The organism is Geothrix limicola, assembly GCF_030268085.1.
GTDB classification, from domain to species: Bacteria; Acidobacteriota; Holophagae; order Holophagales; family Holophagaceae; genus Geothrix; species Geothrix limicola.
Genome location: NZ_BSDE01000004.1, coordinates 1 through 26,143, shown reverse-complemented (window position 1 = coordinate 26,143; position 26,143 = coordinate 1). Strand labels below are relative to the sequence as shown.

At 56.3% G+C, this 26,143-nt stretch carries 28 protein-coding genes; 25 read left to right on the top strand and 3 right to left on the bottom strand.

Features of this window, described 5'->3' with window-relative positions; translation table 11 throughout:
* The first annotated feature begins 36 nt into the window (after window positions 1-36).
* Complete coding sequence (gene serC, locus QSJ34_RS11330) at window positions 37-1,137, top strand: 3-phosphoserine/phosphohydroxythreonine transaminase (protein WP_285575240.1); 1,101 nt, start codon at window positions 37-39, stop codon at window positions 1,135-1,137.
* Window positions 1,138-1,409: 272 nt separating this feature from the next.
* Window positions 1,410-3,104, top strand: coding sequence for a hypothetical protein (locus QSJ34_RS11325; protein WP_285575239.1), 1,695 nt, complete (start codon window positions 1,410-1,412; stop codon window positions 3,102-3,104).
* Between the two features lie 331 nt (window positions 3,105-3,435).
* Here QSJ34_RS11325 and QSJ34_RS11320 read toward each other — a convergent pair whose 3' ends face one another.
* Window positions 3,436-4,326, bottom strand: a complete 891-nt coding sequence (locus QSJ34_RS11320; RefSeq protein ID WP_285575236.1) for an acyltransferase — start codon at window positions 4,324-4,326, stop codon at window positions 3,436-3,438.
* Window positions 4,327-4,467: 141 nt separating this feature from the next.
* Between QSJ34_RS11320 and QSJ34_RS11315 the strand changes: the two genes are divergently transcribed.
* Window positions 4,468-5,265, top strand: coding sequence for an SHOCT domain-containing protein (locus QSJ34_RS11315; protein WP_285575234.1), 798 nt, complete (start codon window positions 4,468-4,470; stop codon window positions 5,263-5,265).
* 148 nt (window positions 5,266-5,413) lie between these two features.
* Here the strand turns inward: QSJ34_RS11315 and QSJ34_RS11310 are convergent, their stop codons facing one another.
* Window positions 5,414-5,785, bottom strand: a complete 372-nt coding sequence (locus QSJ34_RS11310; protein ID WP_285575232.1) for a metallopeptidase family protein — start codon at window positions 5,783-5,785, stop codon at window positions 5,414-5,416.
* A gap of 655 nt (window positions 5,786-6,440) precedes the next feature.
* Complete coding sequence (locus QSJ34_RS11305) at window positions 6,441-7,454, bottom strand: integron integrase (protein ID WP_285575230.1); 1,014 nt, start codon at window positions 7,452-7,454, stop codon at window positions 6,441-6,443.
* Window positions 7,455-8,090: 636 nt separating this feature from the next.
* Here QSJ34_RS11305 and QSJ34_RS18565 point away from each other — a divergent pair.
* The 22 genes from QSJ34_RS18565 (at window position 8,091) to QSJ34_RS11205 (ending at window position 25,869) form a co-directional block, all read left to right on the top strand.
* The gene (locus tag QSJ34_RS18565) at window positions 8,091-8,498 is read left to right on the top strand and encodes a VOC family protein (protein WP_420798846.1); all 408 of its coding nucleotides are present in this window, start codon (window positions 8,091-8,093) and stop codon (window positions 8,496-8,498) included.
* A gap of 439 nt (window positions 8,499-8,937) precedes the next feature.
* Window positions 8,938-9,729: a DUF3800 domain-containing protein gene (locus QSJ34_RS11300; protein ID WP_285575228.1), complete on the top strand. Its 792-nt coding sequence runs from the start codon at window positions 8,938-8,940 to the stop codon at window positions 9,727-9,729.
* 123 nt (window positions 9,730-9,852) lie between these two features.
* Window positions 9,853-10,350 carry a hypothetical protein gene (locus QSJ34_RS11295; protein WP_285575227.1) on the top strand — a complete coding sequence of 166 codons (498 nt, stop codon included), beginning with the start codon at window positions 9,853-9,855 and terminating at the stop codon, window positions 10,348-10,350.
* 155 nt (window positions 10,351-10,505) lie between these two features.
* On the top strand, window positions 10,506-11,471 hold the full coding sequence (locus QSJ34_RS11290; protein WP_285575225.1) for a hypothetical protein: 966 nt from the start codon (window positions 10,506-10,508) through the stop codon (window positions 11,469-11,471).
* A 167-nt stretch (window positions 11,472-11,638) separates the two neighbouring features.
* A complete protein-coding gene (locus QSJ34_RS11285) occupies window positions 11,639-12,157 on the top strand; it encodes a hypothetical protein (protein WP_285575223.1) in 519 nt (172 codons plus the stop codon).
* 154 nt (window positions 12,158-12,311) lie between these two features.
* The gene (locus QSJ34_RS11280; RefSeq protein WP_285575221.1) at window positions 12,312-12,845 is read left to right on the top strand and encodes a hypothetical protein; all 534 of its coding nucleotides are present in this window, start codon (window positions 12,312-12,314) and stop codon (window positions 12,843-12,845) included.
* 170 nt (window positions 12,846-13,015) lie between these two features.
* The gene (locus QSJ34_RS11275; protein ID WP_285575219.1) at window positions 13,016-13,438 is read left to right on the top strand and encodes a hypothetical protein; all 423 of its coding nucleotides are present in this window, start codon (window positions 13,016-13,018) and stop codon (window positions 13,436-13,438) included.
* A 140-nt stretch (window positions 13,439-13,578) separates the two neighbouring features.
* Window positions 13,579-13,905, top strand: a complete 327-nt coding sequence (locus QSJ34_RS11270) for a hypothetical protein (protein WP_285575216.1) — start codon at window positions 13,579-13,581, stop codon at window positions 13,903-13,905.
* 127 nt (window positions 13,906-14,032) lie between these two features.
* Window positions 14,033-14,434 carry a hypothetical protein gene (locus QSJ34_RS11265; RefSeq protein ID WP_285575214.1) on the top strand — a complete coding sequence of 134 codons (402 nt, stop codon included), beginning with the start codon at window positions 14,033-14,035 and terminating at the stop codon, window positions 14,432-14,434.
* 790 nt (window positions 14,435-15,224) lie between these two features.
* Complete coding sequence (locus QSJ34_RS11260) at window positions 15,225-15,599, top strand: cupin domain-containing protein (protein WP_420798847.1); 375 nt, start codon at window positions 15,225-15,227, stop codon at window positions 15,597-15,599.
* 156 nt (window positions 15,600-15,755) lie between these two features.
* Window positions 15,756-16,115 (top strand): hypothetical protein, encoded by a 360-nt coding sequence (locus QSJ34_RS11255; protein ID WP_285575209.1) that lies wholly within the window; start codon window positions 15,756-15,758, stop codon window positions 16,113-16,115.
* Window positions 16,116-16,905: 790 nt separating this feature from the next.
* A complete protein-coding gene (locus tag QSJ34_RS18560; protein ID WP_420798845.1) occupies window positions 16,906-17,232 on the top strand; it encodes an Ig-like domain-containing protein in 327 nt (108 codons plus the stop codon).
* Window positions 17,233-17,332: 100 nt separating this feature from the next.
* A complete protein-coding gene (locus tag QSJ34_RS11250; protein ID WP_285575208.1) occupies window positions 17,333-17,638 on the top strand; it encodes a hypothetical protein in 306 nt (101 codons plus the stop codon).
* Between the two features lie 138 nt (window positions 17,639-17,776).
* Window positions 17,777-18,328, top strand: coding sequence for a hypothetical protein (locus QSJ34_RS11245; RefSeq protein WP_285575205.1), 552 nt, complete (start codon window positions 17,777-17,779; stop codon window positions 18,326-18,328).
* Window positions 18,329-18,463: 135 nt separating this feature from the next.
* The gene (locus QSJ34_RS11240; RefSeq protein ID WP_285575203.1) at window positions 18,464-18,997 is read left to right on the top strand and encodes a hypothetical protein; all 534 of its coding nucleotides are present in this window, start codon (window positions 18,464-18,466) and stop codon (window positions 18,995-18,997) included.
* Window positions 18,998-19,139: 142 nt separating this feature from the next.
* Window positions 19,140-19,607, top strand: a complete 468-nt coding sequence (locus tag QSJ34_RS11235; protein ID WP_285575201.1) for a hypothetical protein — start codon at window positions 19,140-19,142, stop codon at window positions 19,605-19,607.
* A gap of 551 nt (window positions 19,608-20,158) precedes the next feature.
* Complete coding sequence (locus tag QSJ34_RS11230) at window positions 20,159-20,668, top strand: hypothetical protein (protein ID WP_285575198.1); 510 nt, start codon at window positions 20,159-20,161, stop codon at window positions 20,666-20,668.
* A gap of 160 nt (window positions 20,669-20,828) precedes the next feature.
* Complete coding sequence (locus QSJ34_RS11225; protein WP_285575195.1) at window positions 20,829-21,230, top strand: VOC family protein; 402 nt, start codon at window positions 20,829-20,831, stop codon at window positions 21,228-21,230.
* A gap of 563 nt (window positions 21,231-21,793) precedes the next feature.
* Window positions 21,794-22,519 (top strand): GIY-YIG nuclease family protein, encoded by a 726-nt coding sequence (locus QSJ34_RS11220; RefSeq protein ID WP_285575193.1) that lies wholly within the window; start codon window positions 21,794-21,796, stop codon window positions 22,517-22,519.
* A 577-nt stretch (window positions 22,520-23,096) separates the two neighbouring features.
* On the top strand, window positions 23,097-23,603 hold the full coding sequence (locus tag QSJ34_RS11215) for a hypothetical protein (RefSeq protein WP_285575191.1): 507 nt from the start codon (window positions 23,097-23,099) through the stop codon (window positions 23,601-23,603).
* Between the two features lie 531 nt (window positions 23,604-24,134).
* Window positions 24,135-24,467 (top strand): YbjQ family protein, encoded by a 333-nt coding sequence (locus QSJ34_RS11210; RefSeq protein ID WP_285575189.1) that lies wholly within the window; start codon window positions 24,135-24,137, stop codon window positions 24,465-24,467.
* Between the two features lie 730 nt (window positions 24,468-25,197).
* Window positions 25,198-25,869: a DUF4145 domain-containing protein gene (locus QSJ34_RS11205; protein ID WP_285575187.1), complete on the top strand. Its 672-nt coding sequence runs from the start codon at window positions 25,198-25,200 to the stop codon at window positions 25,867-25,869.
* The last annotated feature ends 274 nt before the right edge of the window (window positions 25,870-26,143 follow it).

Below are 26,143 nucleotides of genomic sequence, written 5' to 3'. Positions count from 1 at the left end.
CGCGAAATTCGCGGTTCCATTCTTTTGGAGGTTCCCATGACCCATCGCGTGATCAATTTCTACGCCGGCCCCGCCGGTCTGCCCCTGCCCGCCCTCGAGCGCGCCCAGGCTGAGCTGCTGGACTTCGCCGGCACCGGCATGTCCGTCATGGAAGTCAGCCACCGCTCCAAGGAGTACGACGCGGTGCACGAGGAGGCCATCGCCCTCACCAAGGAGCTGATGGGCCTGCCCGACAACTACAAGGTTCTCATGCTCCAGGGCGGCGCGCACCTGAGCTTCGGCATGATCCCCATGAACCTGCTGCGCAACGACAAGAAGGCCGACTACATCGTCACGGGCAACTGGGCGGAGAAGGCCACCAAGGAAGCCAAGCTCGTCGCCGGCGACCGCGTGCGCGTGGCCGCCAGCACCAAGGATCTCAAGTTCAGCCGCCTGCCCCACGCCGACGAGATCAAGGTCGGCCCGGACAGCGCCTTCGTGCACTTCACGTCGAACAACACGGTGGAAGGCACGCAGTGGCACGAGTTTCCCAAGGTCGGCAACGTGCCCTACATCTGCGACATGAGCTCGGACTTCATGTGGCGTCCCTTCGACGTGAGCCCCTTCGGCCTCATCTACGGCGGCGCCCAGAAGAACCTCGGCCCCTCGGGCGTCACGCTCACCATCATCCGCGAGGACTTCCTCGAGATGTGCGAGGCCCAGGACCTGCCCAGCTACCTGCGCTTCAAGATCCACGCCGAGAAGAACAGCCTCTACAACACCCCGCCGACGTTTGGCATCTACATCCTGCGCAACGTGCTGGCCTACAACAAGAGCATCGGCGGCCTGAAGGCCATCGAAGCCAACAACCTGAAGAAGGCCGAGCTGCTCTACGGCTGCATCGACAAGCACAGCGGCTTCTACAAGGGCTTCGTCACCGAGAAGGCCCACCGCAGCGTCATGAACGTGGACTTCTTCCTGCCCACGCCCGAGCTGGACGATCAGTTCGTGAAGGAGGCCAAGAAGGCCGGCATGGTGGGCCTGAAGGGCTACCGCGACGTCGGCGGCATCCGCGTCAGCACCTACAACGCCGTCACCGTGGACAACGTGAAGACCCTCGTCGACTTCATGGAGCAGTTCGTCAAGGTCAACGGCTGAGACCCACAACCACGAATGCAAAGGACCCGGCCCCAGGCCGGGTCCTTTGTTTAACCGCGAATGACGCGAATGTGCGCGAATGAGGTCGCATCACCGACCTCATCCGTGTCCATCCCTGGCTTCCCAAGCTTTTCTCCGCGTTCTCCGCGTTCTCTGCGCTCTCTGCGGTGAACCCGCTTTTCCAAAGCCTCCCGCTGGGCCTATGCTTGGACCTTACCCTTCTCCCGCCGACGACCTGCAAGCCCCGCGCTTTCCTGGATGCTCCTCACCGCATGGACACCTCCCCGACCTGGCTCGATCACCTGAAGCTGCTGGCCGCCGCGGAGTCCGTGCCGCCGGAGGCCATCTCCCGCGAGGCCCTCGACCACCTGGTCGCCCAGGGCCTGATCCTCAAGGACGAACGGCCCAAGCAGGCCAGCCTGGAAAGCCGCTACGCCGCCCTGCAGGAGACCCACCGCCAGATCGTCGAGGCCAAGGGCTGCGTGGACCGCCTGCAGCGCCGCCTCGCCCCCAAGTCGCGGCTGGCGGGCCTGTTCCCCATTGGTGCGCCTGCGGGGCCCAAGGCCGACGATCCGGACGCCGTGCAGCTCCTTTCGCACCTGGAGGTCCTCCGGCTCCAGATCAGGGGCGTGAGCGCCTCGGGCGACGTGGTGCCCCACCTGGACCGCATCCTCGACTACCTGGTGGTGGAGGGCCGCGACTGCCTCGACCGCCTGGCGGACACGGATCGCGAGATCGACCAGGCCCAGAAGGAGATCCTCCCGGGCACCCAGGTGGAGGGCCTCGGCTACTTCCGCCTCACGCCCGCCGGCGAGGCCGCCCTGCCCGAAGCCCCCGTCATGGCCCTGCTGGAGGGCGCCCTCCAGGCTGCCTTCGGCACCGGCGCCCGAGGCCCGAGCTTCCCCCACTTCAAGGAGGACCCTTCGGCCCTCCTCACCCTGCTCATGAGCCGCATGGCCGCGGGGGACCGCCCTTCCAGCGTCGTCGGCGAGTACGAGGACCTGCTCACGGCCTTCGACCGCATCCCGGCCTTCGCCGACCTCCAGCCCCTCCGCGCGAAGATCGGCGTCCTCGTGCGCCTGCTGCGCGCCTTCCGCGAGGATCCCAAGAAGGCCTACCTCTGGTGCAACCGCGACCGCCTGGCCGCCGCGGCCCAGCGCATGCGCGCGCTGCTGCCCCCCACGGTGGCCGCCTCGGGCTGGCACCTGCCCTACACGGCCGACGTCTTCCTCGTGGATGGCGGCGTCTCGGGCGACGAGACCCAGGCCGAACATCGCATCCGCCTCTTCGAGGCCGTCCAGCGCATCCAAACCGAGGTGCTGGCGGAGGCCCGCGTGCGCGACGGCCAGTCCTTCCGCCTGGCCCTCGTCCTCGCCCACGCGGCGCGGGTGCGCAACTTCTCGCCGGGCATCCTCATGGACCGCTTCGTCCGCCAGGCCCTGGACACCGTCCTGGAGGCCGCCCGCTGCGCCCCCTACGACCTGGGCGACCGCGGCACCACCCTCCTCTTCGGCACCCACCTGGCCCACGCCGCGGGCTACAGCAAGACGCGGCTCCAGGGCCCGCTCGACGCCTTCGCCGCGATCCACGCGCGCTTCCGCGACGAACCGGCCTCCTCCCGCCTCTCCGTCCAGGTGCTGCTGCACATCTTCGCCACCCTCGACCGCCTGGAGCGCCTCGGCGCGCCCCTTCCGCTCGAAGCCTACGCGGGCCTCTTCGACCGCGTCCGCAAGCACCTCCACCACCACAAGGCCGCCTCACGCGCCTTCGGCACCGCCCAGATCAAGGCCGGCGACGAGGCCGCCCTCGTCTCCAACCTCTGCGCCCAGGTCTGCTTCCACGGCCTCGCCCTGCCCGAGAAGAACTCGTACCATCCCGACGCCGGCCTGGCGGGCCTCTACGAGGACCGCATCCCCGGCCGCCCGCCCCTGCTTGGATCCCCCTTCGGCACCCTGCTCCTCATCTGAGCAGGACCAGAGGAACAAAAGGAATTCCATAAGCGGAGGAGAGCTGAGGGGCGGAGGACAGCGGAGGGTTGGCAGTGAGGGGCCGTGCGTCTTCCGCTCTCCTCAGCTTCTCCGCTCTCCTCCGTTTTCAACATTCCTTTTTGATCACTCCCGCACTCCGCCGCCTCCCTGTCCAGACGCAAAGGATCAAAAGAATTCCATAAGCGGAGGGCAGCTGAGGGGCGGAGGACAGCAGAGGGTTGGCAGTGAGGGGTCGTGCATCTTCCGCTCTCCTCAGCTTCTCCGCTCTCCTCCGCTTTCAACATTCCTTCGTCTTTGCGCCAGGAATGCCCTAAGCCTCAGCGCGGCTCCGCAGCGAGAGGACGATCTCCTCGATGCGCGCGTCCTTCTCGGCCCACATGGCCTGCACGAAGGCCTGCATGCGCGCGCGGAAGGCGGGATCGCCCTCGTAGTCCCCGCCCAGCAGATCCTTCGGGATCTCCCGCTCACGCACCCGCACCACCACCTGCTTCACTTTGCCGCAGAGCAGGTCCCAGAAGCTGGGCACCCCGTCGGGGTAGACGATGGTGACGTCGAGCAGCGCGTCGAAGCGTTCGCCCATGGCCGAGAGCGTCGTCGCCAGGCCGCCCACCTTGGGCTTCAGCAGGTGCCGGTAGGGCGAGCCCTGGGAGGCGTGCTTGGCGCGGCTGAACCGCGTGCCCTCGAGGAAGTTCATCACCGAGGTGGGGATCTGGCGGAACTTCTCGCAGGCCCGTCGGGCCGTGGCCAAATCCGCCGAACGGCTGCCCGTGCGGCGCTTCATGAAGGGGAAGTCCAGGGCCCACCAGGCCAGGCCCATGACGGGCACGTAGAGCAGCTGGCGCTTGAGGAAGAACTTCAGGAAGGGCACGCGGCGGTGGAAGACCTTCTGCAGCACCAGGATGTCCACCCAGCTCTGGTGGTTGCTGCTCACCAGATACCAGCCCTTGCGGCGAAGGCCCTCGTGGCCCGACACGTCCCAGCGGATGCGGCGCACCAGGGCCATCCACCATCCGTTCACGGCGATCCAGCCCTCGGCCAGGGCGTTGAGCAGGCGGTCCGCGCCCCGCCGCACGGCGCCGAAGGGCAGGGTCAGCTTCAGCAGCGCCACGGGGATCATGCCCGAAAAGACCGCCACCACGTTCGCCACCAGCAGCGAACTGGCGAGGCCACCTTTGAGCATGGACCCGACACGCTTGAGCATCCGACACCCCGTCCGGACCCGGCTGCCGGATCGGTCAGGATAACGGATGGCACCGGGGCCCCGGCATCGGAATTCCTTGCCCGTCCCCACGTTGAAAACAGGCCCTGGGGCTATGCTGGGGACACCCTTTTGAGGAATCCCATGCGGCCCCAGACCTGGATGCTTGGAACCCTGTTGCTCTCGACCTTGGCCGCACCCCAGGCCATCGCCGAATCGCGCCGCACCCAGTGGAAGCTCGCGGACTTCACCTGGGTGAAGCTGGTGCCCGCCGAGCCCGGCGCCCCCGCCAACGCCCACCCCGCCACCCTCAGTGCCGAGGCCCTGGTGGCCACCCTTGGCCCCGTCCAGGCCACCCTCGACGAGGCCCCCACGGCCCTCTTCGCCAAGGACGAGCTGAAGCCGCTGTCCAAGGCCCTCAGCGAAGCCCTCGCCGCCGCGCGGCCCGGCGAGGATCTCATCCTGCTCAGCACCCACAAGCGCGGCGGCGGATTCCTGGAGATGGGCCAGGGCCTCACGGCGCGGCTCTTCGTGCGGGAAGGCGCCCTCAACCTGATCGTGCACGACGTTCGCCTGCCCTTCATGGACCGCTTCGCCGCCGATGCCACCCTGCCCACCTTCGTCTACGGCTCGCGCACGGCCGCCGCGCCCGGCACCAGCCTCCAGGCCCCCGGCGCCACCCGCCTGCGCGGCGACTGGCTGGCCCTGCCCCTGCCTCAGGCCTTGCCCCCCGCGACGTCTCAAGCCGCGGCGCCAGGCCCCGTCGCGACGGCTCCCACGCCCACACCCGCCGCCAAGGCCGAGCCCCAGCCCACCCGCGATGCCGCCTTCTACGCGGCCCAAACCGAGCGCCTGAAAGCCCTCAAGAAACTGCGCGAGGAGAACCTCATCAGCGAAGCCGAATACCAGGAGAAGCGCGAAGCCATCCTGAAGACGCTGTAGAGGACACCACGGAGACACGGAAGGCGCAGAGGTAAACACGGAGAAAAGCACGAGGCGTGCAAAGCGGTGCCGTGCTTCCCGTGCCCCCCTCCGTGATCCCACCGTGTGCTCCGTGCCTCCGTGGCGGATCCTTCTCCTCGACGCACGATCAATCCCAGCCCAGCTCTTCCAGCCTTTCTTCGCCGATGCCGAAGTGGTGGGCGATCTCGTGGATGACCGTGGTGGCGATCTCGTCTCGCAGGTCCGCCTCGTCCACGCAGTCCTCCAGCAGAGGCCCCCGGTAGATGGTGATGCGGGGCGGCAGGTCGCCCGGCAGGGGCGGCCCCTCCGTCAGCGCGTGGCCCGTGTAGAGGCCGTACAGCGTCTCGTCCTCCGGCACACCCAGATCATCGAGCAGCTCGTCTGCCGCCCAGTCCTCGATGATCACCGGCACCCCCTTCAGATAGGGCCTGAACTCCTCCGGCACCAGCGCCAGCGCCTCGTCCACCAGCCTGCGGAAGGTGCGATCCGATACGTGCATGGGACGAGGTTACTCCCCCTGGAGAAGAAGGGATGGGCCGCGGATGAACGCGGATGGGTGCGAAGGATCGTTCTGCCTGCTCGGAATCGCCGGCCCCTTCGCGGGTCGTGCGGGTGGCGAACTTATCGACCGCTTGGTGCCAGAGGAAGCCTGTGCATGCCGGCCTGATGCCGCTTGGAACCAAGTTCACGGGATCGAAGGGTGGCCCCACACCTCTGCCTCCGGCTTCAAGCGTCGACCAGCCGAAACCATGGCGCGCCTTAAAAGCCGAGGAAACACCCCCATCCGGCGCTCCCTATCCCGACTGACGCGCCGGACAAGCGACAAAGCAAGAAACCGGTGATGAACGGAGATGGACGGTGATGGCTTCGTAAGATCGCCGCGCCCCGTCGTTGCTAGCGCCGCGGCGATTTCTTTGGGCGCTTGGTCTCCGAAGAAAGCCCGTGCAGGCCTTGCGTCGTCGCTTTGAGCCATGTTTTCAGGACTGAGCTTGCCCCCCGCCCCCTGACTTGCATCTCTCCGGCATCCACTCAAAAAAACCAGAAACTCACCTGGCCCTGAAAAGCCAAGATCACCCACCTCCAATCACCTCAATTTCCATTTATCTGTGTCCATCCGTGTTCATCCGTGGCTGACCCTCTTTTTCAAATCGGCCTTACAGCCCGTCCAGGGGGCTCGCGACACCGCGCCCGCCTCTGTTCAGCACGTGGGTATAGATCATCGTCGTCGCCACATCCTTGTGGCCCAGCAGCTCCTGCACCGTGCGGATGTCGTGGCCCGCGGCCAGCAGGTGCGTCGCGAAGCTGTGCCGCAGCACGTGCGGCGTGACAGGCTTCACCAGCTCCCCCGCGCGGGCCGCCATCCGCACGGCCTTCTGCACGCTCTCCGGCTGGATGTGATGGCGGCGCACGACGCCCGAGCGTGGGTCCACCGAGCGCAGGTTGGAGGGAAAGACCCACTGCCAGCCCCAGGCCCGGGGCGCCGCGTGGAACTTCCCCCCTAGGGCATCCGGCAGATAGACCTCGCCGAATCCCTCCGCCAGATCCCGTTCGTGCAGGGCATGCACGCGCTCCAGGTGCGCGCGAAGCGGCGCCGCCAGCGAATCCGGCAGCATGGTGACGCGGTCCTTCCCGCCCTTGCCGTCGCGGATGACGATCTCCCGCCGTTCGAATTCCAGATCCTTCACGCGCAGACGCAGGCCCTCCATCAGCCGCATGCCCGTGCCATAGAGCACACGCGCCACCAGGGCCATGCTCCCCTCCATCTGATCCAGCAGCGTGCGCACCTCGCCCGGCGTAAGCACCACGGGCAGGCGCGCCTGGCGCTTGGCCTGGATGACCTCCGTGAGCCAGGGCAGGTCCACCTGCAGCAGCTCGCGGTAGAGGAAGAGCAGGGCCGCCTTCGCCTGGTTCTGCGTGGAGGGCGAGACCGAGCGCTCCACCGCCAGATGGTTCAGGAAGGCCCGGACCTCCGGCGCACCCAGATCCTTCGGATGCCGCTTGCCGTGGAAGAGGATGAAGCGGCGCACCCAATCCAGGTACGAATCCTCCGTGCGCAGGCTGTAGTGCCGGGCCCGCAGACACGTCCGCAGCTGATCCAGGAACTTCGGTGGTGGCGTCTCCTCCTCCCCGATCCGCCCGCCACCCGTCTGCCTAATCCCTTCCAGCATGGGCCCGCTCCCATCTCCCCCCAGCCGCCTAACACGCTAATCTTGGGATCAGCCCTCCCAAGCCTCACGCAGCATCCAAGCGGGGGACAGTTCAATCTATCGCTTTTTTTTCGCCCGTCAACCCCCACCCCAATCCGCCTAATTCCCTCCGCCACCTACCCCACCCCCAACGCCTTCCCCCAAACTAGACGAACAACCAAACCCCAAAACCCAATCGTCCAATTTAAAGTTAGGCGCCATGACTATTCCGGCATCAGAGATCAAAGGATTCATTCGATGGCAGCGTCGGTCCCTGATCTATTGTCTTCTAGCCATTGTCCCATTCGTTCTTCTCCTCACCGGGATCGAGCTATGGCTGAAGTCCCATTTCCTACACTCCGAACACTGGTTTCTCAGGATTCTGGTACGAGGAAATGAACCTTTACTCAAGTGGTCCATTGCAGCGGCGGTATGGGCTCTGTTCTTCATTGTGAAGAAAAGCCGAAAACCATGAACAGGCGCCTAACCTTTAGCTCAACTCGGACCCCGCCTGCTTTGTCTTCCGCTCTCTCTCAACTTCTCGCTATCCCGACTTCGTTCAGCGTCTCGGTGCAGGCGCGGCCGGTTAGCCACATTCGTTAGCCCGCTAGGTGAAGCGTGCAGACAATCTTCCCAATACTCCGATACACAGAAGCTCGCACCGCGATTCAATCGCTGTGTGCCTCATTTGGCTTCGAGGAATTGTTCTCCGTCCCGGACTCGGGGCCATTCGTACGACATGCCCAACTCAAGCTCGGCGAAAACATCGTCATGCTTGGGTCTGTCAGACCAGAAGAATCCATGACAAGCCCTAACTCTCTCGGAGCTTCAACCCAAGCCATTTACGTCTTCGTCGACCACCTCGACGAGCATTTTGAACGAGCGCAATCGGCTGGCGCAGAGATCATCAGCCCACCTCGTGATACCGATTTCGGCTCCCGCGAGTACCATGCACGAGACATCGAAGGGCACCTCTGGACTTTCGGCACCTATCGCCCTGTAACAACCGAAACTAGTGCAAAATGAGCGCCGTGGTTCGCGGTCTAACCCTCCGCTCAAGTCGGACCCCGCCTGCATCGCCTTCCGTTCTCTCTCATCATTTCGCTATCCCGGCTCCGCTCGTCGCCTCGGTGCAGGCGCGGCCGCTTAGCTTCATTCGTTAGGCGTAACCAAGCTTTTCTCGCTGCTGGAGCGCTTGTCCCATTGCGCCGCAACGTCACACCAATCGCCATGGCCCACCCAGAAACGCCCAGCCATTCCTAATCAGCGTTGGTAACCTGGGTCCACGCCCGACACTTCAAGCCTTCTTGCTGCATCACTCGTTCTTTGCTTTTCAGTTCTCAATACTCTTGGCGCGGCAATTCGGGTCGCACTCGCACCCATTTCACGCCGCGCCTAACCTCTCGCTGCAGCGGACCCAGGCGCCAGCGCCTGGTCCGCTGAGCTTCATTCGTTAGAGGCCCTCATGCATTTGCTCTACTGCGATGAAACAAATCTAGAAAAATCGAGCGGGGATTTCTTCGTTTATGGCGGCCTAGTCATTCCTGCATCCAATGCCAAAGCTCTGCATTCTGAAATCGAAGGAATAAGGAAATCCCTTGGTGTACCTCGAGATTACATTTTGAAGTTCAACCCTGGGCCTCAAGGGTTCTCTCACGAACAATTTATTGAATTGAAAAAGCAAGTGATTCAGGCGGCAGTCAATCATCAATGCATTTTGCTAATCAATCTTCTTCTTCACGACATAGCTAAATCATCCGATGAGGCTCGTAGGTTCGGCATTAATACGCTATGTTTCCATTTTGATTGCTGGTTGGCTCGCCCGAATGAGGCAGGCTTGGTCCTGATAGACCGATTCTCAGACAAAAAGATTGATGAACACTTAAGAGAAAAACTGGCTGTCGGGTTAACTGGAAACCTACCATATAGCGACGAACGGAAACTAGAGCGCGTACTCGGTTTTCACTATACGGCGATAGGACAATCACATTTCTGCAGCCTTGTTGATGTAATCATTGGCTCAATGAGACTATCGATCAATGCTTTTACTCAACAAAATGAAAAATTGCATCAAACATCAATTGATATCCTTCACCAGCTCTCACCTCTGTTCTTCAGAGAAAGGAGTGAGAAGGTTCACGAGATAAGCCTTTGGTTCAGTCCAAAAGAAATTAAGAGCGACCGTTACAAAGCCCAATACCTAGCACTGCAAAATTTTCTAAGAGAACAGAGCATTGATTCCGCCCAGGCCCTCTAACCCCTCGCTCAAGTCGGACCCCGCCTGCATTGCCTTTCGCTCTCTCTCATCATTCTGCTATCCCGGCTTCGCTCATCGCCTCGGCGCAGGCGCGGCCGCTTAGCTTCTTCGTTAGGCCGCCGAATGTTCCTTCCGCAATTCATGGCCCTAGCCTTCATCTCGCAGGCTCCTTCACCGGGGTCTGAAAAGTTGGATCCTTCCTTCAAAGGGCTTCGATTAGGTGCATCGAAAACGGCAACAGTCGAGAAATTCGGAAAACCCCTCAAGGTCTCCCTGAAGTGGAATGAAGGCACGATTGTTGGCTATGGGGCTCGGATTGTCTTCGCCTATTCAGGTGCACGCTTCACCTTCGAGGAATTAAAAGGTGGTCATGAGTCCCTAATGACTATCGATGTTTGGTCGCCATCGATTCCTCTCGACCAAGGAATTCGGGTTGGCATGTCCAAGGCTGAAGTCCTCAAAATCCTAGGTCTACCCCGCTCGGAGAATCCGGCCAAATCTGGTACAGAGCTTTGGTACTCAGGTGATCCTGGCCTCGGCGATTACAATGAATTGATCATTACAATCAATAAAAGCACAGGCAGGGTTTCAGAAATCCGTCTGGATTCCAACTTCGATTGAAAGAGGCCCAATGGTCACTCGCGGCGCCCTAACCCTCCGCTCAAGTCGGACCCCGCCTGCATTGCCTTCCGTTCTCTCTCAGCATTTCGCTATCTCGGCTCCGCTCATTGTCTCGGTGCAGGCGGTGCCGCTTAGCTTCATTCGTTAGGGCTCTCATGAGCAACCATCATCCGGTTTTACGACAATTTCCTGTTTGGAAAATAATGGCTTTGCTGGTGCTCGGTCTATTACTTAGCAATGTTGCCAGCGCACAAACACTTAAATCTCAGAGTCAAACTTTAGTTAGTCAGCAGACACAGTCAACTAAACCTCCTGTGACCGAAGACCGCTTCAAACCCACTGCTCAGACACAAGTCATTGGGCAGGATCAGCAGCAAACTGATAAACCGGACAGCTACGCTAGTCGCAACCTGGATGCCCAGGAGAGCATGGTCAAGTGGGCCAAGCGTAATTACTTCACTTCGCTCATGGGGCTAATTTTGAGTGCAGGTGGGCTGTTCGCGCTCCTTTACTCACTTCGCCTGAATAACAAGGCCACCAACGCTGCCCAGAACGCGGTCCTCGTCGCCAGAGAAACAAACGAAGCCCAAAGCCGTGCCTGGGTTTCCGTTGAGTGTCGACTTGGAAAGCCCACTAGAGGAAAGACGCACTTGGGCGTTGAAGGAATTTATTTCAACGTAGAGAGCACTTCAAGAAACCATGGCCATTCGCCAGCAACGAGCGTGAGTTTCCACGCCGAAATTGCGTTACTTGGTCCAGGGAGTCCTTCGATGGAGGAGCGTATGGCCGATTACTGCGACACCATCATTAAACATGCCGGTCACGAGGCGGAGGCAATATTTCCAGAAGCAATTAAGCTGTTCAACCAGATGGTCTTTATCCCAAACGCCGATATCGAGGCTGCACTTGAGGGGAAAGATTTCAAAATGATCACGCCGGTAGTCTATGGTTGCCTCAGTTACAAATCTCCCTATACAAAAGGAATCCGACAAACACGATTTGCTTACACCCTCGTCTCGTTCAACGAAAATGCTCAAGCAATTGTATTAATGCCCGATAAACCAAACTGGCTTGACCTGCCGATATGTCTTGCTGGTCCTGGAACAATTATCGCCAAGTAACCAAGCTCACAGTCCTACGAAACCATCGGCGCCCTAACCCTCCGCTCAACTCGGACCCAACCTGCACGGCCTGCTTTCCTCTCTCTTGTTCCTGTCTTTCTCGTCTCTGTTTAGCTTTTCGGTCGCAGGTTGGGCCGGTTAGCTTCATTCGTTAGGCATTGGAATCAATGAGTCATCAAACCGAAGCAGAGTTCATCCGTTTCCTCGCACAGAGTGGAATCACTCTGTCACCGAGGAATGTTGGAATTGGTTCTCAACTTTCCTCAGACCGTCATCGCCGTCGAATTGTGACGATTCACTTCCAAGAGGATGAGCCTGAGGAAAATCAGAAGAACGTGCTGCGTGCCTTATTCGCACTCGAGCCCAACTGGTTCGTTTTTCCCCGGTATGGAAGTCCCTCTGACCTTCTTGGAATTGAACGTTCGGCTTCTTCTGCGGCGATCGTCTCAAGCGAGTCGGTTGAGGGCACTGTTTCCTCGATGATTGCCCTTCAAAGTAGTCTTAAAATCATCGAATTCGATCCATACTTCATTTCCTGCTCAGGCGAAATCCTTGCAGCCTGGGATCATCACGTCTTCTCGGACGGTTTCAGCGTTAAGTTCGCCAGTGTTCCGCTATCTACCACCTTCATCAGCAACCTGAATGAACTCGACGCCGAATTCGAAGTTTTCGGTGCCAATGCCTAACACTCCGCTGCACTCGGACCCCGCCTGCATTGCCTTCCGTTCTCTCTCAACTTCTTACTAACTCGGCTTCGTTCAGCGCCTCGGTGCAGGCGGGGCCGGTGAGCTTCATCCGTTAGGGCTCACTCCTCCCCCAGAAACCTCCAAGGACTCAGCCATGATCCGTAGCGCCCTTCTAATCACAACCCTCCTTTCTGTCATTCAAGCTGCTGATAGTCCCATATTGTCCATTTCACCTTCTGAGCAGATTGGATTTGATTGGCTGTTTGATATGGCATCCAAAAATGCCGACTACGCAGCCCGGCGGAGAGCTGCTGGCAAACCAGAAGAATCAGCTCTAATTCTGTACTCCCTCTCGGAATCTTTAGAGTTGACTCACTCAGAAATCGATTCGATCACCTCTGTTGTTATCGAGTACAAGGAAAAATACAGTGACTTGTTGGCCGAATGCCGATTCAACGAAATTATCTGGAAAAAGAATCACCCTTTGAGTCGGAGTGGGTCCTCAACATGGACAGCTCCAGGTTTCCCCGTTAATTTTCTAACCCGAAAAAATGAACTTCAAAATAATGCGTACACCAGATTAAGAACCGAGTTGGGTGATAACAAATTTGTATATCTTAAACATAATTGTTTCCGAACACTCGCACCTTTCCATGGTGGCACTCTCGGAACACCAATCACCAAGTGAATCAAGTCCTGGTCGCCCTAACCCTCCGCTCAAGTCGGACCCCGCCTGCATTGCCTTCCGTTCTCTCTCATCATTTCGCTTTCCCGGCTCCGCTCATCGCCTCGGTGCAGGCGCGGCCGCTTAGCTTCATTCGTTAGGCCACCCCGCGTGAACGCAAATTGGGAGCCACAATGATTCGATTCTTCATTATTAGTCTTGTTGCTTCCACGGGCCTGTTCTCTCAGATAATTCCCCTAAAATATCAACTCCTGCACCTTCCCTTCTTTCGTTACCCGGCCCTGGCCAAGGTCGCGAAAATTCATGGCCAACTCAACATGACCCTTACGGTAGAAAGCGGGAAGGTCACTTCGATTCGACCGTCAGACGGCGAAGATAAATTTCGCATTCCACAACTCGCGCAATCAGCAGTCGAAGATGCCAAGCTGATTGAATTCCATTCGAGCTTTTCAGGTGAAGTTGTACTCCACATAGTTTTTCGAACCTCCGACAAAGAAGGATCCAAGTCCAGAATGGAGTTTGACCCAGAGGCTGGCACCATCACTATTGAGTCCGAGCGAGGTTATTTTTGCGCCCTACCAGCAATAACCAAGTAGCTCGGCAGGGCCTAACCCTCCGCTCAAGTCGGACCCCGCCTGCATTGCCCTCCGCTCTCTCTCAGCATTTCGCTATCTCGGCTCCGCTCATCGTCTCGGTGCAGGCGCGGCCGCTTAGCTTCATTCGTTAGGCGCTACTGATGCACATGTTCGACCAATTCCTTCTATCGTTCTCACCTATCTCAGGAATCGTGGTTATTGGAGTGCTTTCGGCCATTGCTGCCCTGGCAACTTCCTGGATCAAGCCAGAACTGATTCGCTGGATCGCTCTTTACGGCGTCCCCATTCTGTTGGCATATTTCCTTTATTGGCATACAGCTAGGGCTGAAGGCGGTACGTCTGGTGAATATGCCGCCTGGCAGTTCGTATTCATCATTATCTGGGGCGGCGCAGGTATATTGGCTTCAAGTATCGTCTCAGATTTCATTCAGCGCCGACGCACCGTAAGAGCTGAACCCAGCGCCTAACCCTCAGCTCAACTCGGACCCCGCCTGCATTGCCTTCCGCTCTCTCTCAGCTTCACGCTATCTCGGCTCCGCTCATCGTCTCGGTGCAGGCGCGGCCGGTTAGCCCCATTCGTTAGGAGGCAACGCCATGTCAGCGAAAGCCGCCCTCTTGATCAACGCTCTAATCTTCGCTGTTCTTACTCCAATGCCTCTTCACTCTTCACAAGTTTGTTCTTCGCCCTGGTCCAATTTCAAAGTGGAGTCAGGCGATGCCGTAGTTATGGGACAGGAAGGCCCGAAGGGTCTCACCAAGGTCGAAATCCGCGTCTTCAAGAAAACTTTTTCACTCTCCGCATCCGATCTAAGACAACTCAGCGGGTTTTCAGCCAATGGAATGAGAATTTACTCTGAAGGTGGGTACGAAGAGACTGGTGGTGAAGTCTATTACATTGTCTTCTACGCCGAGAAATTCGGACGCAAGGCTGACTCCAGAACTGTTTCGGTTCACCAAAATGGTTCTGTAAAGATCGAGAAGGGTCTCTTCCAGTGAGCCTCCTAACCTCTCGCTCAAGTCGGACCCCGCCTGCATTGCCTTCCGCTCTCTCTCATCATTTCGCTATCTCGGCTCCGCTTATCGTCTCGGTGCAGGCGCGGCCGCTTAGCTTCATTCGTTAGCCGGCTCCCTCAATGGTGGTAACGCTTCTTCGTGTCACTTGCATATGCCTCATCCTCGCCGGGGTTGAGACAATACATGGCATCGCCAGAATGCGATTCCTCGTCCCACGCATAGGCAAGCTGCGCGCTCAACGCGTCAGCATTGTTACCGGCTCGTTGCTGGCCTTCGGAGTCTGCGATTTCCTCGTCCCGACTCTCGGCCTTCATTCAACGGGGCCTCTGCTATTCCTTGGTGTGGCACTTTCTGGGTTTATGGCCACTTTCGATATCGTCATTGGCAGGTATGTCGCTCGATTGCCTTGGAAGGTTGTAATCGCAGACTTCAACCCCACAAAAGGCAATCTCATTCTGATAGGCCTTTTCCTGCTCCTTCTGTTCCCACTTCTCATCAATGCCATCAAAGCCTAGAGTAAGTTCAACATCTCTAGGTTCGTCTCGAGCCGTCTAACCTTCCGCTCAAGTCGGACCCCGCCTGCATTGCCTTCCGCTCTCTCTCAGCATTTCGCTATCTCGGCTCCGCTCGTCGTCTCGGTGCAGGCGCGGCCGCTTAGCTTCATTCGTTAGGCCTCAACCACATCCCGAGGTGCCACATGCGAAACCTTTCTGTGATTCCATTGGCAATCTTGTTTGCTTGTGCTCCAGCCAAAGCGACGAATTCCTTTCTTATGCCTCACGATTACACTGAGCAGAGCACGAAGATCAACGAGCAAGTCGCCCCTGAAACCAAGGGCGTTACGGTGAAGTTGTTATCAACGGTTGATCTCGGCCCTGAGATCAAAGGCATGGCCGGGCGCAAACTTCGAATGCGGATGGTAACCATCGAGCCAGGAGGCGTTTTCGGTCCAATTCACGATCATAAGGATCGACCAGGAACCGTTTATATATTGCAAGGCACAATCACCGATCATAGAAATGGCATCGCTACAGACTATGGGCCCGGAGTCGGCTGGCCCGAAGATAGAAACACTACGCACTGGCTTGAGAACAGAGGAACGATTCCAGCAGTAGAGATTTCGGTCGATATCGTCAGGCAAGAATAATCTCAGGTCCAACATCTAACATCGTCGGCCTAACCTCTAGCTCAAGTCGGACCCCGCCTGCATTGCCTCTCGCTCTCTCTCAACATTTCGCTATCCCGGCTCCGCTCAGCGCCTCGGTGCAGGCGCGGCCGCTTAGCTCCATTCGTTAGGCCGCCCATGAAAATTGTTCAAATTGTTGGGCTCTTGCTGATCTTCCCTATTTGGATATCGACATGGGTGTTGATACCGCGTGTCATGGGCAATCTTTTCGAATCGATGTATACAAGCAACAAAGAAATCTGGAGAAACGAAGGCGAGCCATGGGCCATTTTCTCCTGGGAACCACCAGAAGGTAGGTCGGCTTCCGGAAATATTGCGGGCACGATTTTGGCGATCCAACTCGCCTTCGCCACGCCGAATTGGCTCCCCCTTGTCTCCGAGGGCAATTCATTTCAAAAAAAGCTCAGAATCTATTTATTTATCGATTTTGCGGCTGCGATTGCTATCTTTTCATTGCTCCTGTCACTTGGCAGCTAGTCCCGGCCGGCCTAACCCCTAGCTCAACTCGGACCCCGCCTGCATTGCCTTCCGCTCTCTCTCAACTTCCCGCTTCCTCGGCTCCGTTCAGCGCCTCGGTGCAGTCGGGGCCGGTTAGCTTCATTCGTTAGGCCTCATCCAATGGCTGGTAGACCCTTCAAATTTTCAGTAGCAGTGTTTACGGCGGTCCTACCGCTGCTCAACTGCCAACCCAATCCTGCTCAAGCGCAGATTCGAGAAAAGGGTCGTGAAATCCTGGCAATCAAATTGGCACCAGAAATATCTAAAACTGATGCGGAAAAGATAATCTCGTTTTACTTCGAAACTCATGTCAGTGGATGTGGATTCCCAGCAAACCTCAAAGATGAGGGCGAATATTGGTCTTCTTTTCCACAAATCGGTATCGAAGGCACTCCCCACAAGGACCCCATCCGCCTTCACAAACGATCAGGGCGAATTACCTGGGCGTCAGGTCCTACCTACGATTCTCTTCAAGCTCTTGTTCGCTCAACTCGCCGTTTCTATTTCTGGTAATTCTTAATGCGAACACCCTTTCGGCCTAACCCTCCGCTCAAGTCGGACCCCGCCTGCATTACCTTCTGTTCTCTCTCAGCATTTCGCTATCTCGGCTCCGCTCATCGCCTCGGTGCAGGCGCGGCCGCTTAGCTCACTCGTTAGGCGTTAACTATGGCCTGGCGGAAACGAGGTTCAGGTCATATCTTCATTCCGATTCTCTGAATTCTTCGTAGGGCGTTATTATCCAAACCAGAACATCAAATGGAGGATAGAAATGAGAATTCCACTTATCCCCGTTCTTCTGCTTGGACTTCTTGCCTGTACGGGGCATAGAGGTAATTCAGCGTCTGCTCCAGTTTACGATGCTCTTCAAATCTCTCCTTCTCAGACAACAGTCAAGGTCAGCAGTACCCAGCAATTCCAAATCATTGGGCTAGCCCCGCAGCCGGTCGAAAACTACAACTGGACCACTGACCAGGGCACTATCACACCTCAAGGGCTCTACACGGCTCCGTCGTCACCAGGTTCAGCCAGAGTCACTGCTACGTCCAAGACCACGAGCAGTGAAATTCACATTGCCTCTATTACTGTCGCTCCTTAATGACTTTTCACGGAACGCCGTTAACGCCTAACCTCTCGCTGCAGCGGACCCAGGCGCCAGCGCCTGGTCCGCTGAGCTTCATGCGTTAGGGCTCTTACAAATGTTGAGCAGCATTCTCACGACTGCACCTGGTTTGCTTATCCTCTTGGGAATGCTCATCGGCATCTCTGTTTTTCTCATTCCGATCTTTCTTCCGAGCCCTGATGGCTGGAAATCATCGGAGCGCCTCACAATCTTCACTGACTGGGGACTGTCGGTCGCGGCAGTAGTCGCAGGAATCGGGGTTCTTCTCATCGAGCTGCAAGGTTCTTACATTGGCTTCGGAACATGGAGAAATCGCTTCATTCTGTCTGGCCTGCTATTTGCCTTTGCAGGTAACCGGCTTTATCAGAAAATCTCATATTGAATCGCATCGCCCTAACCTTCCGCTCAAGTCGGACCCCGCCCGCTTTGCCTTCCGTTCTCTCTCAGCATTTAGCTATCTCGGCTCCGCTCGTCGCCTCGGTGCAGGCGGTGCCGCTTAGCTCACTCGTTAGGCCGCTTCATGCATAGACTTGGCTACCTCGATTCGGACAACTGGATTGAATATGCACCGGATCCGGTCTATGAAATTGAAAAGGCAAACGACCGAACCTCAAGAATCGTTGCCGCAATTGCCTCTGAGGATTTCGATATCTTCGAGCGACTCACCTCGCTTCTCGAGCCACCATTCTTCCTTCTTTACATCCTCCATACACCCAGAGGTGAGGGAATGGCAGGTCGGTATCAAAGTCCAGAATTATCAAGTTCGCAGGTTTCAACATTCCTCTCCAGATTCAGGGTCTTCCTTGGGTCTGATGGTCGATACGATCTTTGGGTTCATTCACCAAATGAGAAAGCGACGATCGTATGGGATCGTCACAACCAGATATATGCCTACGGACCGCTCTCAAAATTCGTTGCCGAGCTTCGAGAACAAGGCTTTTCAGAAGGTCACCCTCTGGTACCATCCCCACATCAGCACTGCTATAACAGCGAATTCGATCATGAGTCCCAAGCTATCCTTCAAGCATTGGAATGGTCCTATTCGCCGCTACAACCCCAAGATGAACAGTGAGGCGCGGTCTAACCTTTCGCTCAAGTCGGACCCCGCCTGCATTGCCTTCCGCTCTCTCTCAATATTTCGCTATCTCGGCTCCGTTCGTCGCCTCGGCGCAGGCGGTGCCGCTTAGCTTCATTCGTTAGGCCTCTCATGAACTCGATTATTCCGATACGCCTCCTCTCCTTGGCCTTCCTTTGCGTCTCCATTCCTATGAGGGGGCAAGGGCATATTGGGAAATTCACAGAGATGTCTTCGGGGAATACCGTTTTAGTTAAATACAGTGAACAAGGGTGTTTTGGATATACAAGCCATCACCTTCTATTCCGATTTGGGCTCAATCCAGAAGTTCTGATTAGTGAGCGAGCCCCAATCTTGTCTCAAAAGGAAAAAAAATGGATTGATAGGAAAGGCCCCATTAACAACATTCCAATCAAATTGCTTCCAGCCGATCTCATTGGTTTAGACAAATTAATAGAACTGTATCGGCCAGCTCCAGCGGAACCTGGCCTCTCTGTTGCACATTTCTCTACGACCACCGAAACAATTGATCTCATTCAAATGAAAAACGGCGTGGTCGTCGCGCGAGAACGCTTCATCGACAGCACTGGCATTGCTCATCGCGATTCTGCATTAACCGAACTGGTTACATTCTCTGATTTGATTCAAAGGCTGGCTAAAAAATGATCCCCAAAGTCGGCCTAACCCTCAGCTCAACTCGGACCCCGCCTGCATTACCTTTCACTCTCTCTCATCATTTCGCTATCTCGGCTTCGCTCAATGCCACGGTGCAGGCGCGGCCGGTTAGCCCCATTCGTTAGGCGCCACCATGAACTCAGTCCTCACCGGAACCATCATCCTCGCCGTGGTTATTGGTCTCGTCGTGTTTATTCGGTCTCGGATTGCCAAGGAATGGCAAATTCAGCCTGAAGACATCCCACAGCTCATATCAAAGCTAAGGGTGGGCGACACCACTCTGGCGTGGGCTCAAGTCATTGCCGTAACGGATCCCAATCTGAAGGACTCTGATATTGCACTCGATTACTCAGTGGCAAACGGTCAGCTTGAATTCAATTGGTGCCTACTCGCCCCAAAGAACATCGAAGACAAGTCGCTTGTGATTGATTTCATGAGCAGAAATGGCTTCACACCAGTGGAAATGGTCGCAGAGAACGGATGCCCACTTATCAAGGTAACTGGGGCTAATATCGAATCATTGGCAAATCGGATTCTGTCTGAGATCTACCACACAGGTGGCCCATTAACTCTGATTGGTGAAGGTTTCGAATGGCCATGATCAGCGTCGTGCGCCTAACCCTCCGCTCAAGTCGGACCCCGCCTGCATTGCCTTCCGCTCTCTCTCAACATTTTGCTACCTCGGCTCCGCTCGTCATCTCGGTGCAGGCGCGGCCGCTTAGCTTCATTCGTTAGGCCTCGTTCGCCCTTCCAATGCTGCTTTCTGGGTGTACGCGGGTCACGCCAGCTTGGTCATTACGTCATTCTCCAGCGCCAATCGATGCGATTTCCCAATTTTCCGCAGTTCAAGAATGGCGTTATTGCTTACTCATCAACAATCGGCCCATGGATTTCTGCCATCATCTAGGCTGCTTCAGCGACTACTCCCTCAGTTCCACGCAATAACTCCGGCACTTTCCCTTTGGGGTCGTCGGCATGAACTATCGCTCCCATCCATTCAGGCTCAAATCCCAAGGTGGTGCACGCTCAGGGCACCATTACTTCGGGCTCGGCCTAACCTCTCGCTGCAACGGACCCAGGCGCCAGCGCCTGGTCCGCTGAGCTTCTTTCGTTAGGCCTCTTGCAACCGCTGGCATTTCGTTCGGAGTCGTGATGCTTGACCCTCAGAACTATCTTGACCCCGACGAAACCATTCTCGCTCGTTCGAAGAAACGTCCTTATGCCCTCATTTTGCAAATACTATTCAACCGTGGCTGTCCAGCCATTGCAGTTATCCCACTCCTTGTATATGCGATGATAAACCCTGTTGCCGTTCTAGATCTTTTTCGCAATGAACCCAAGTGGTTGGTTTTGTTGTTCAGCGCAGTCGTTGCAGTTGGCGCCAGTGTCAACGTATACATGGCGCTAGAATATTTTCGATCTTCATTACTACTCACATCCAAACGGATTATCCGAATCAAAGGCAATAAACATTTACCTGCTGAATTCGCCGATGTTCTGAAAGTTGAAGTGAAGGGTCGCTTTCTTTCTTCTCGCATTTTGATCAATCTTTCCGATACAGAAACCATCGATATCGACTATCTCGAATACAACAACGCTCTCACTCTTGAGAAGACGATCAAGGAATTCTGCTCGACCAATTCAGAATTTTGTTCGGCCTAACCCCTAGCTCAACTCGGACCCCGCCTGCATTGTCTTCCGCTCTCTCTCGACTTCTCGCTATCCCGACTTCGTTCGGCGTCCCGGTGCAGGCGCGGCCGGTTAGCTTCATTCGTTAGGCCGCAACCCCATCGTCACTACGACCAGGTCAAAGGAGATTGGCATGATCAACCAGGTTTTCCTTACTCTCCCTGTCGCTGACCTCCAGAGATCAGTCGCCTTCTTCAAGGCGCTTGGATTCGCGCACAACCCACAGTTCAGCGACGATACGGCTGCGTGCATCGTCATCAATGATGCAATTTCTGTCATGTTGGGCACTCACGCCAAGTTTCGTGAGTTCACTCCCAAAGCTATCTGCGACACCAGTCAGGCCGTCGAAGTTTTGATATCTCTCAGCTGTGAGAGCCGTGAACAGGTCGATGAATTGGTCGCCAAGGCCCTTGCGGCTGGTGGTTCAACTCACGATAAGCCAGAAGATTTCGGATTCATGTACACACACAGCTTCGTTGACTTGGATGGTCATGGGTGGGGGGTCCTCCACATGGCTCCCCAACCTGAAGCTTAGTAGTCTGCGCAAATCAAACATGATTACCCTGCGGCCTAACCCCTCGCTCAAGTCGGACCCCGCCTGCATTGCCTTCCGTTCTCTCTCATCATTTCGCTATCTCGGCTCCGCTCATTGCCTCGGTGCAGGCGCGGCCGCTTAGCTCCATTCGTTAGGCCTCGTTCGCCCATTCAAGGCTGTCTTCTGGGTATGCGCGGGTCACGCATGCCCGGCCGTCTCGTCACAAATCATCGCCAATCCTTACGATTTTTCATTCTTCAGCGCTCCAAGAATGGCGTTATTGCTTACTCATCAACAATCGGCCCATGGATTCCTGCCATCATTGAAGCTGCTTCAGCGCCAGATCCTTCAACTCCACGCAATAACTCCGGCACTTTCCCTTTGGGGTCGTCGGCATGAACTTTCGCTCTCATCCATTCAGGCCCAAATCCCAAGGTGGTGCACGCTCGGGGCACCATTACTTCGGGCTCGGCCTAACCTCTCGCTGCAACGGACCCAGGCGCCAGCGCCTGGTCCGCTGAGCTTCTTTCGTTGGGCGACTTCGCAATTTTGATTGGAACCACATGCCTGAAATATTTAATCCAGACACGCTCAGGTTTTTCTTCGGCTCTCTAGTCAATCCTGATGTCGCTATGGAGACAATTACTCACTACGAGGGCATCTCGTCACTATCTCAGGAACTTGAAGATTCGATTACTGCCAATCGTCCTCATTTAGGGCTACAACTTGTTGGGTACCACAATGTTGATACTGGAGTCACTATTGTCGCCATGATGCGCGATCCAGAAGCCCTAAGCGGAATATCCTTCTTTGCAGAGAGCAGCCATCGTGTTTTTGGTGGAAGCACGCTTACCTGCATTCCACTGGTTTTTTGTTCCTCGGTTTATCAGCCAACTGGTAACTACCTTGTCTACCGCCATACCTATAAGCGACCCGCTTTTGATGAAAATGAGGTGCGCCAAATAATGGCTTCGGGCAGCCCTGAGGAGCAACTAAGAATCTTCTTCCTGACAAAATCCAGAAATGGTTACGAATCGATTCCTGGGATGAGCTACGTTGGCATCACGAAACGGTCATGGCAGGAAAGATACGGCGAGCATGTTGAAAAGGCAAAGGAGGCGTCATCAACCCGCTTCCATGAAGCAATGAGAAAAATGCAAGGGCAGCGGGTCATTCAAGTCCATGATGTATCTGCGTTCGGCATTACAGAAGCCGAAGCCAAGGCCTACGAGTCAGAGTTGATTTCTAAATCAACACTTTGGCCACTTGGTTTAAACATGAAAGCCTAAGTTCTTGTCCGCTCTCAAGTCGCCCAACCCTCCGCTCAAGTCGGACCCCGCCTGCATCGCCTTCCGTTCTCTCTCAGCATTTCGCTATCCCGGCTCCGCTCATCGTCTCGGTGCAGGCGGTGCCGCTTAGCTTCATTCGTTAGGCCTCGGTCGCCCGTTCAATGCTGTCTTCTGGGTGTGCGTAGGTCACGCAGGCCCGGTCGTCTCGTCATGCACCAGCGCCGATCCGTGCGATTCCCCATTCTTCAGCAATCCAAGAATGGCGTTATTGCTTACTCATCAACAGTCGGCCCATGGATTTCTGCCATCATTGAAGCCGCTTCTGCGCCTGATCCTTCAACTCCACGCAATAACTCCGGCACTTTCCCTTTGGGGTCGTCGGCATGAACTTTCGCTCCCATCCATTCAGGCTCAAATCCCAAGGTGGTGCACCCTCGGGGCACCATTACTTCGGGCTCGGCCTAACCTCTCGCTGCAACGGACCCAGGCGCCAGCGCCTGGTCCGCTGAGCTTCTTTCGTTAGGCGTCAACTCTCCACAACCAAACCCGGGCTCCGGGCAACTCTCAAGGATTAAGAATGAAAGCTCTCTTCTCTCTCTTGCTTGCGGTTCCCTTGGCCGCCCAGATCACAATCAACCTTAATCCGGGTGGAACCAACGAGAAGATCACACTCATTTCTAAGACTGGGTCTGTCGAGTTAACACCTGGGTCGCACCATCACAACAAGGTGGTCCAGCTTTTCACCAAGACGTTTACTGCATTCATGAAACCGGCGGAAAAGACCGTAGAGGCACAGCCAGAAACTATCTCTTTCGGAAAGATCCGCCCCACGAAGGGTCGCAATACAGTTTTGGTCCGCTTGTCGAAAGATGGGGAATACTTTAAGGCCGTCCTGAAGGAAGGTATGTCTGGGTTCAGCGCCTACGAAGAATCCATCCCCTATCCGGGCAAGAAAGCACCAGAGCCAGTTAAGCAACCGGATGGAATTTGGACTCTAACCCTTCCTGAACCTCTTACGCCTGGTGACTACGCCTTGGTATCAGACACCGAAAACTGGCAGTTTCACGTAGCAGCAGCCAAATAGGGTCCACACGCCTAACCTCTCGCTCAAGTCGGACCCCGCCTGCATTGCCTTCCGTTCTCTTTCATCGTTTTGCTATCGCGGCTCCGCTCGTCGCCTCGGCGCAGGCGGGGCCGCTTAGCTGCTTTCGTTAGGCCGACGTGGGCGGGCTCGGCCAAAACCTCTTCTGGTATGACTTCCCCGAGGTCCCGTCGCGCTAGAGTGGGTTATCTATTCACCGTCACTTCCCACTGTTTCAGGCTTTCCGTTCTTCCGCTCTTTTCCATTCTCAGCGCTTGGGCCGTTGGATTCGGCTGCGTGGCCTTACCCGCCCACCTCCGCCTAACGTGCCCGTCACTTGGTCTCGGTTCATCAGTCGGTCGGCGTTCGGCCTAACCGGTCGCTCAACTCGGACCCCGCCTACATTCCCTTCCGCTCTCTCTCATCCACCCGCTTCCTCGGCTCCGTTCAGCGCCACGGCGCAGGCGGGATCCGGTTAGCTCGAATCGTTAGGCGTTTACCCAACCTCACCCAATTCCCACTAAAAGGATTCTTATGATCGCCTCCACCACCTTCACCGTTGATGGCTATGACATCGTGGAAACGAAGGGTCTAGTCCGGGGCATCATCGTCCGCTCACCGACGATTTCACAAGGCATTTTGGGTGGACTTAAGAACATCATTGGTGGGCAGATCGGTGCTTACACCACAATGTGCGAACAGACTCGTTCACAGGCCTACGACGAAATGGTCGCCCACGCCAAAGCCATGGGCGCTAACGCAATCGTGGGTGTCCGTTACGATGCTTCATCCGTCGAACCTCGCGGCGGCGCCGTAGAAGTCCTTTGCTATGGAACTGCTGTCGTGATTACCAAGCGGGCGTCGTGAATAAAACGCCTAACCTCTCGCTGCAACGGACCCAGGCGCAAGCGCCTGGTCCGCTGAGCTTCATTCGTTAGGCGCTCACCATCCACGTCGAGTAGATTCTTCATCGGAAAAACCAAAAAGGAGAAAACCATGGGAATCAAGCCAGGTCCAAAAAAAATCGCCAAATCAACGGGTAAGCCAGATCGGCGTCAACGCGATAACAAAGAAACTCCAAAGAATACGCCATCGCTCAAGCCTCACAAGCATAAGAAAGGTGATTAGCTCATTCGCTAGATCCTCTACAGCCCCCGATTCGCTAGGCTATTCCCATGGCAAAAAGCCCTAAACTCTATCCGCGGTGGCTCCATCATCCAAGCCATGAGAGCAAGATCTTCAATTCTGCTGAGGAAGCTAGATGGGCGTGGTTCAAGGGTTGGAGAGATCACCCATTCCCACCAGAAAACGCACGCAAGGCCGCTAGACTTAAAGCGTGGTGGGAAAGGTGGAAATGGTTATTCGAAGCGATAACTCTAATAATCGGCATTCCGGCTGGAATTATAGGGCTCATCAAACTCCTTCGTTCACCTTAACCAAAAATTCAGTAAAGCGCCTAACCTCTCGCTCAAGTCGGACCCCGCCTGCATTGCCTTCCGCTCTCTCTCAACATTTCGCTATCCCTGCTTCGCTCATTGCCTCGGTGCAGGCGCGGCCGCTTAGCTTCATTCGTTAGCACTTTCCAAATGGAGTCCACATGTCAGGCGTAAACTGGACCTGCCCCCATTGCGAAAGACATGTGACCATCACCGATGATCGATTCTCGGCGAATGAGCATCGCCTATGGATTCCAAACGCAGATGGGCCACGGTCTCTTGCCTCCTATTATTTCGTTTGCCCAAACCCAGAATGTAACAAGTTCACATTGACTGCCGCACTTCACGTAAAGAACCTTCAAGCAGGCAATCAAGATTTGGGAGAAAAACTTCAGAGTTGGAATCTGGTCCCAAGTGCAGCCATAAAAAGTTTCCCCACTTATATTCCGGTAGCTATTCTGTCTGACTACCGTGAAGCCTGCCTAATTCGTGACTTGAGCCCTAAAGCGTCAGCAACGCTTTCACGACGATGCTTGCAGGGAATTCTTCGAGATTTCTGGTCAGTTAAGCCGGGACGATTGGTAAATGAAATAGATCAAATCAGAGATCGCATTGATCCTCTCACATGGAGTGCAATCGACTCCCTCAGGAAGCTGGGGAACATTGGAGCACACATGGAAAAGGACATCGACACAATAGTCGATGTCGACCCTCAAGAAGCCGAGTTACTCATTGGACTGGTCGAAACCCTATTACGTGAATGGTACATAGCAAGGGAAGAGCGAAAAATCAGAATGTCCGCCCTTATCCAGGCCGCAGAGAATAAGTCGTAGGTTCCGTCAGGTGCTAACCCCTAGCTCAACTCGGACCCCGCCTGCATTACCTTCCGCTCTCTCTCATCTCCCTGCTTCCTCGGCTTCGTTCAGCGCCTCGGCGCAGGCGGTGCCGGTTAGCCGTTTTCGTTAGGCCTCGTTCGCCCGTTCAATGCGGTCTTCTGGGTGCGCGCGGGTCACGCAGGCCCGTCGTCTCGTCATTTACCAGCGCCGATCCGTGCGATTTCTCATTACTTCAGCAATCCAAGAATGGCGTTATTGCTTACTCATCAAC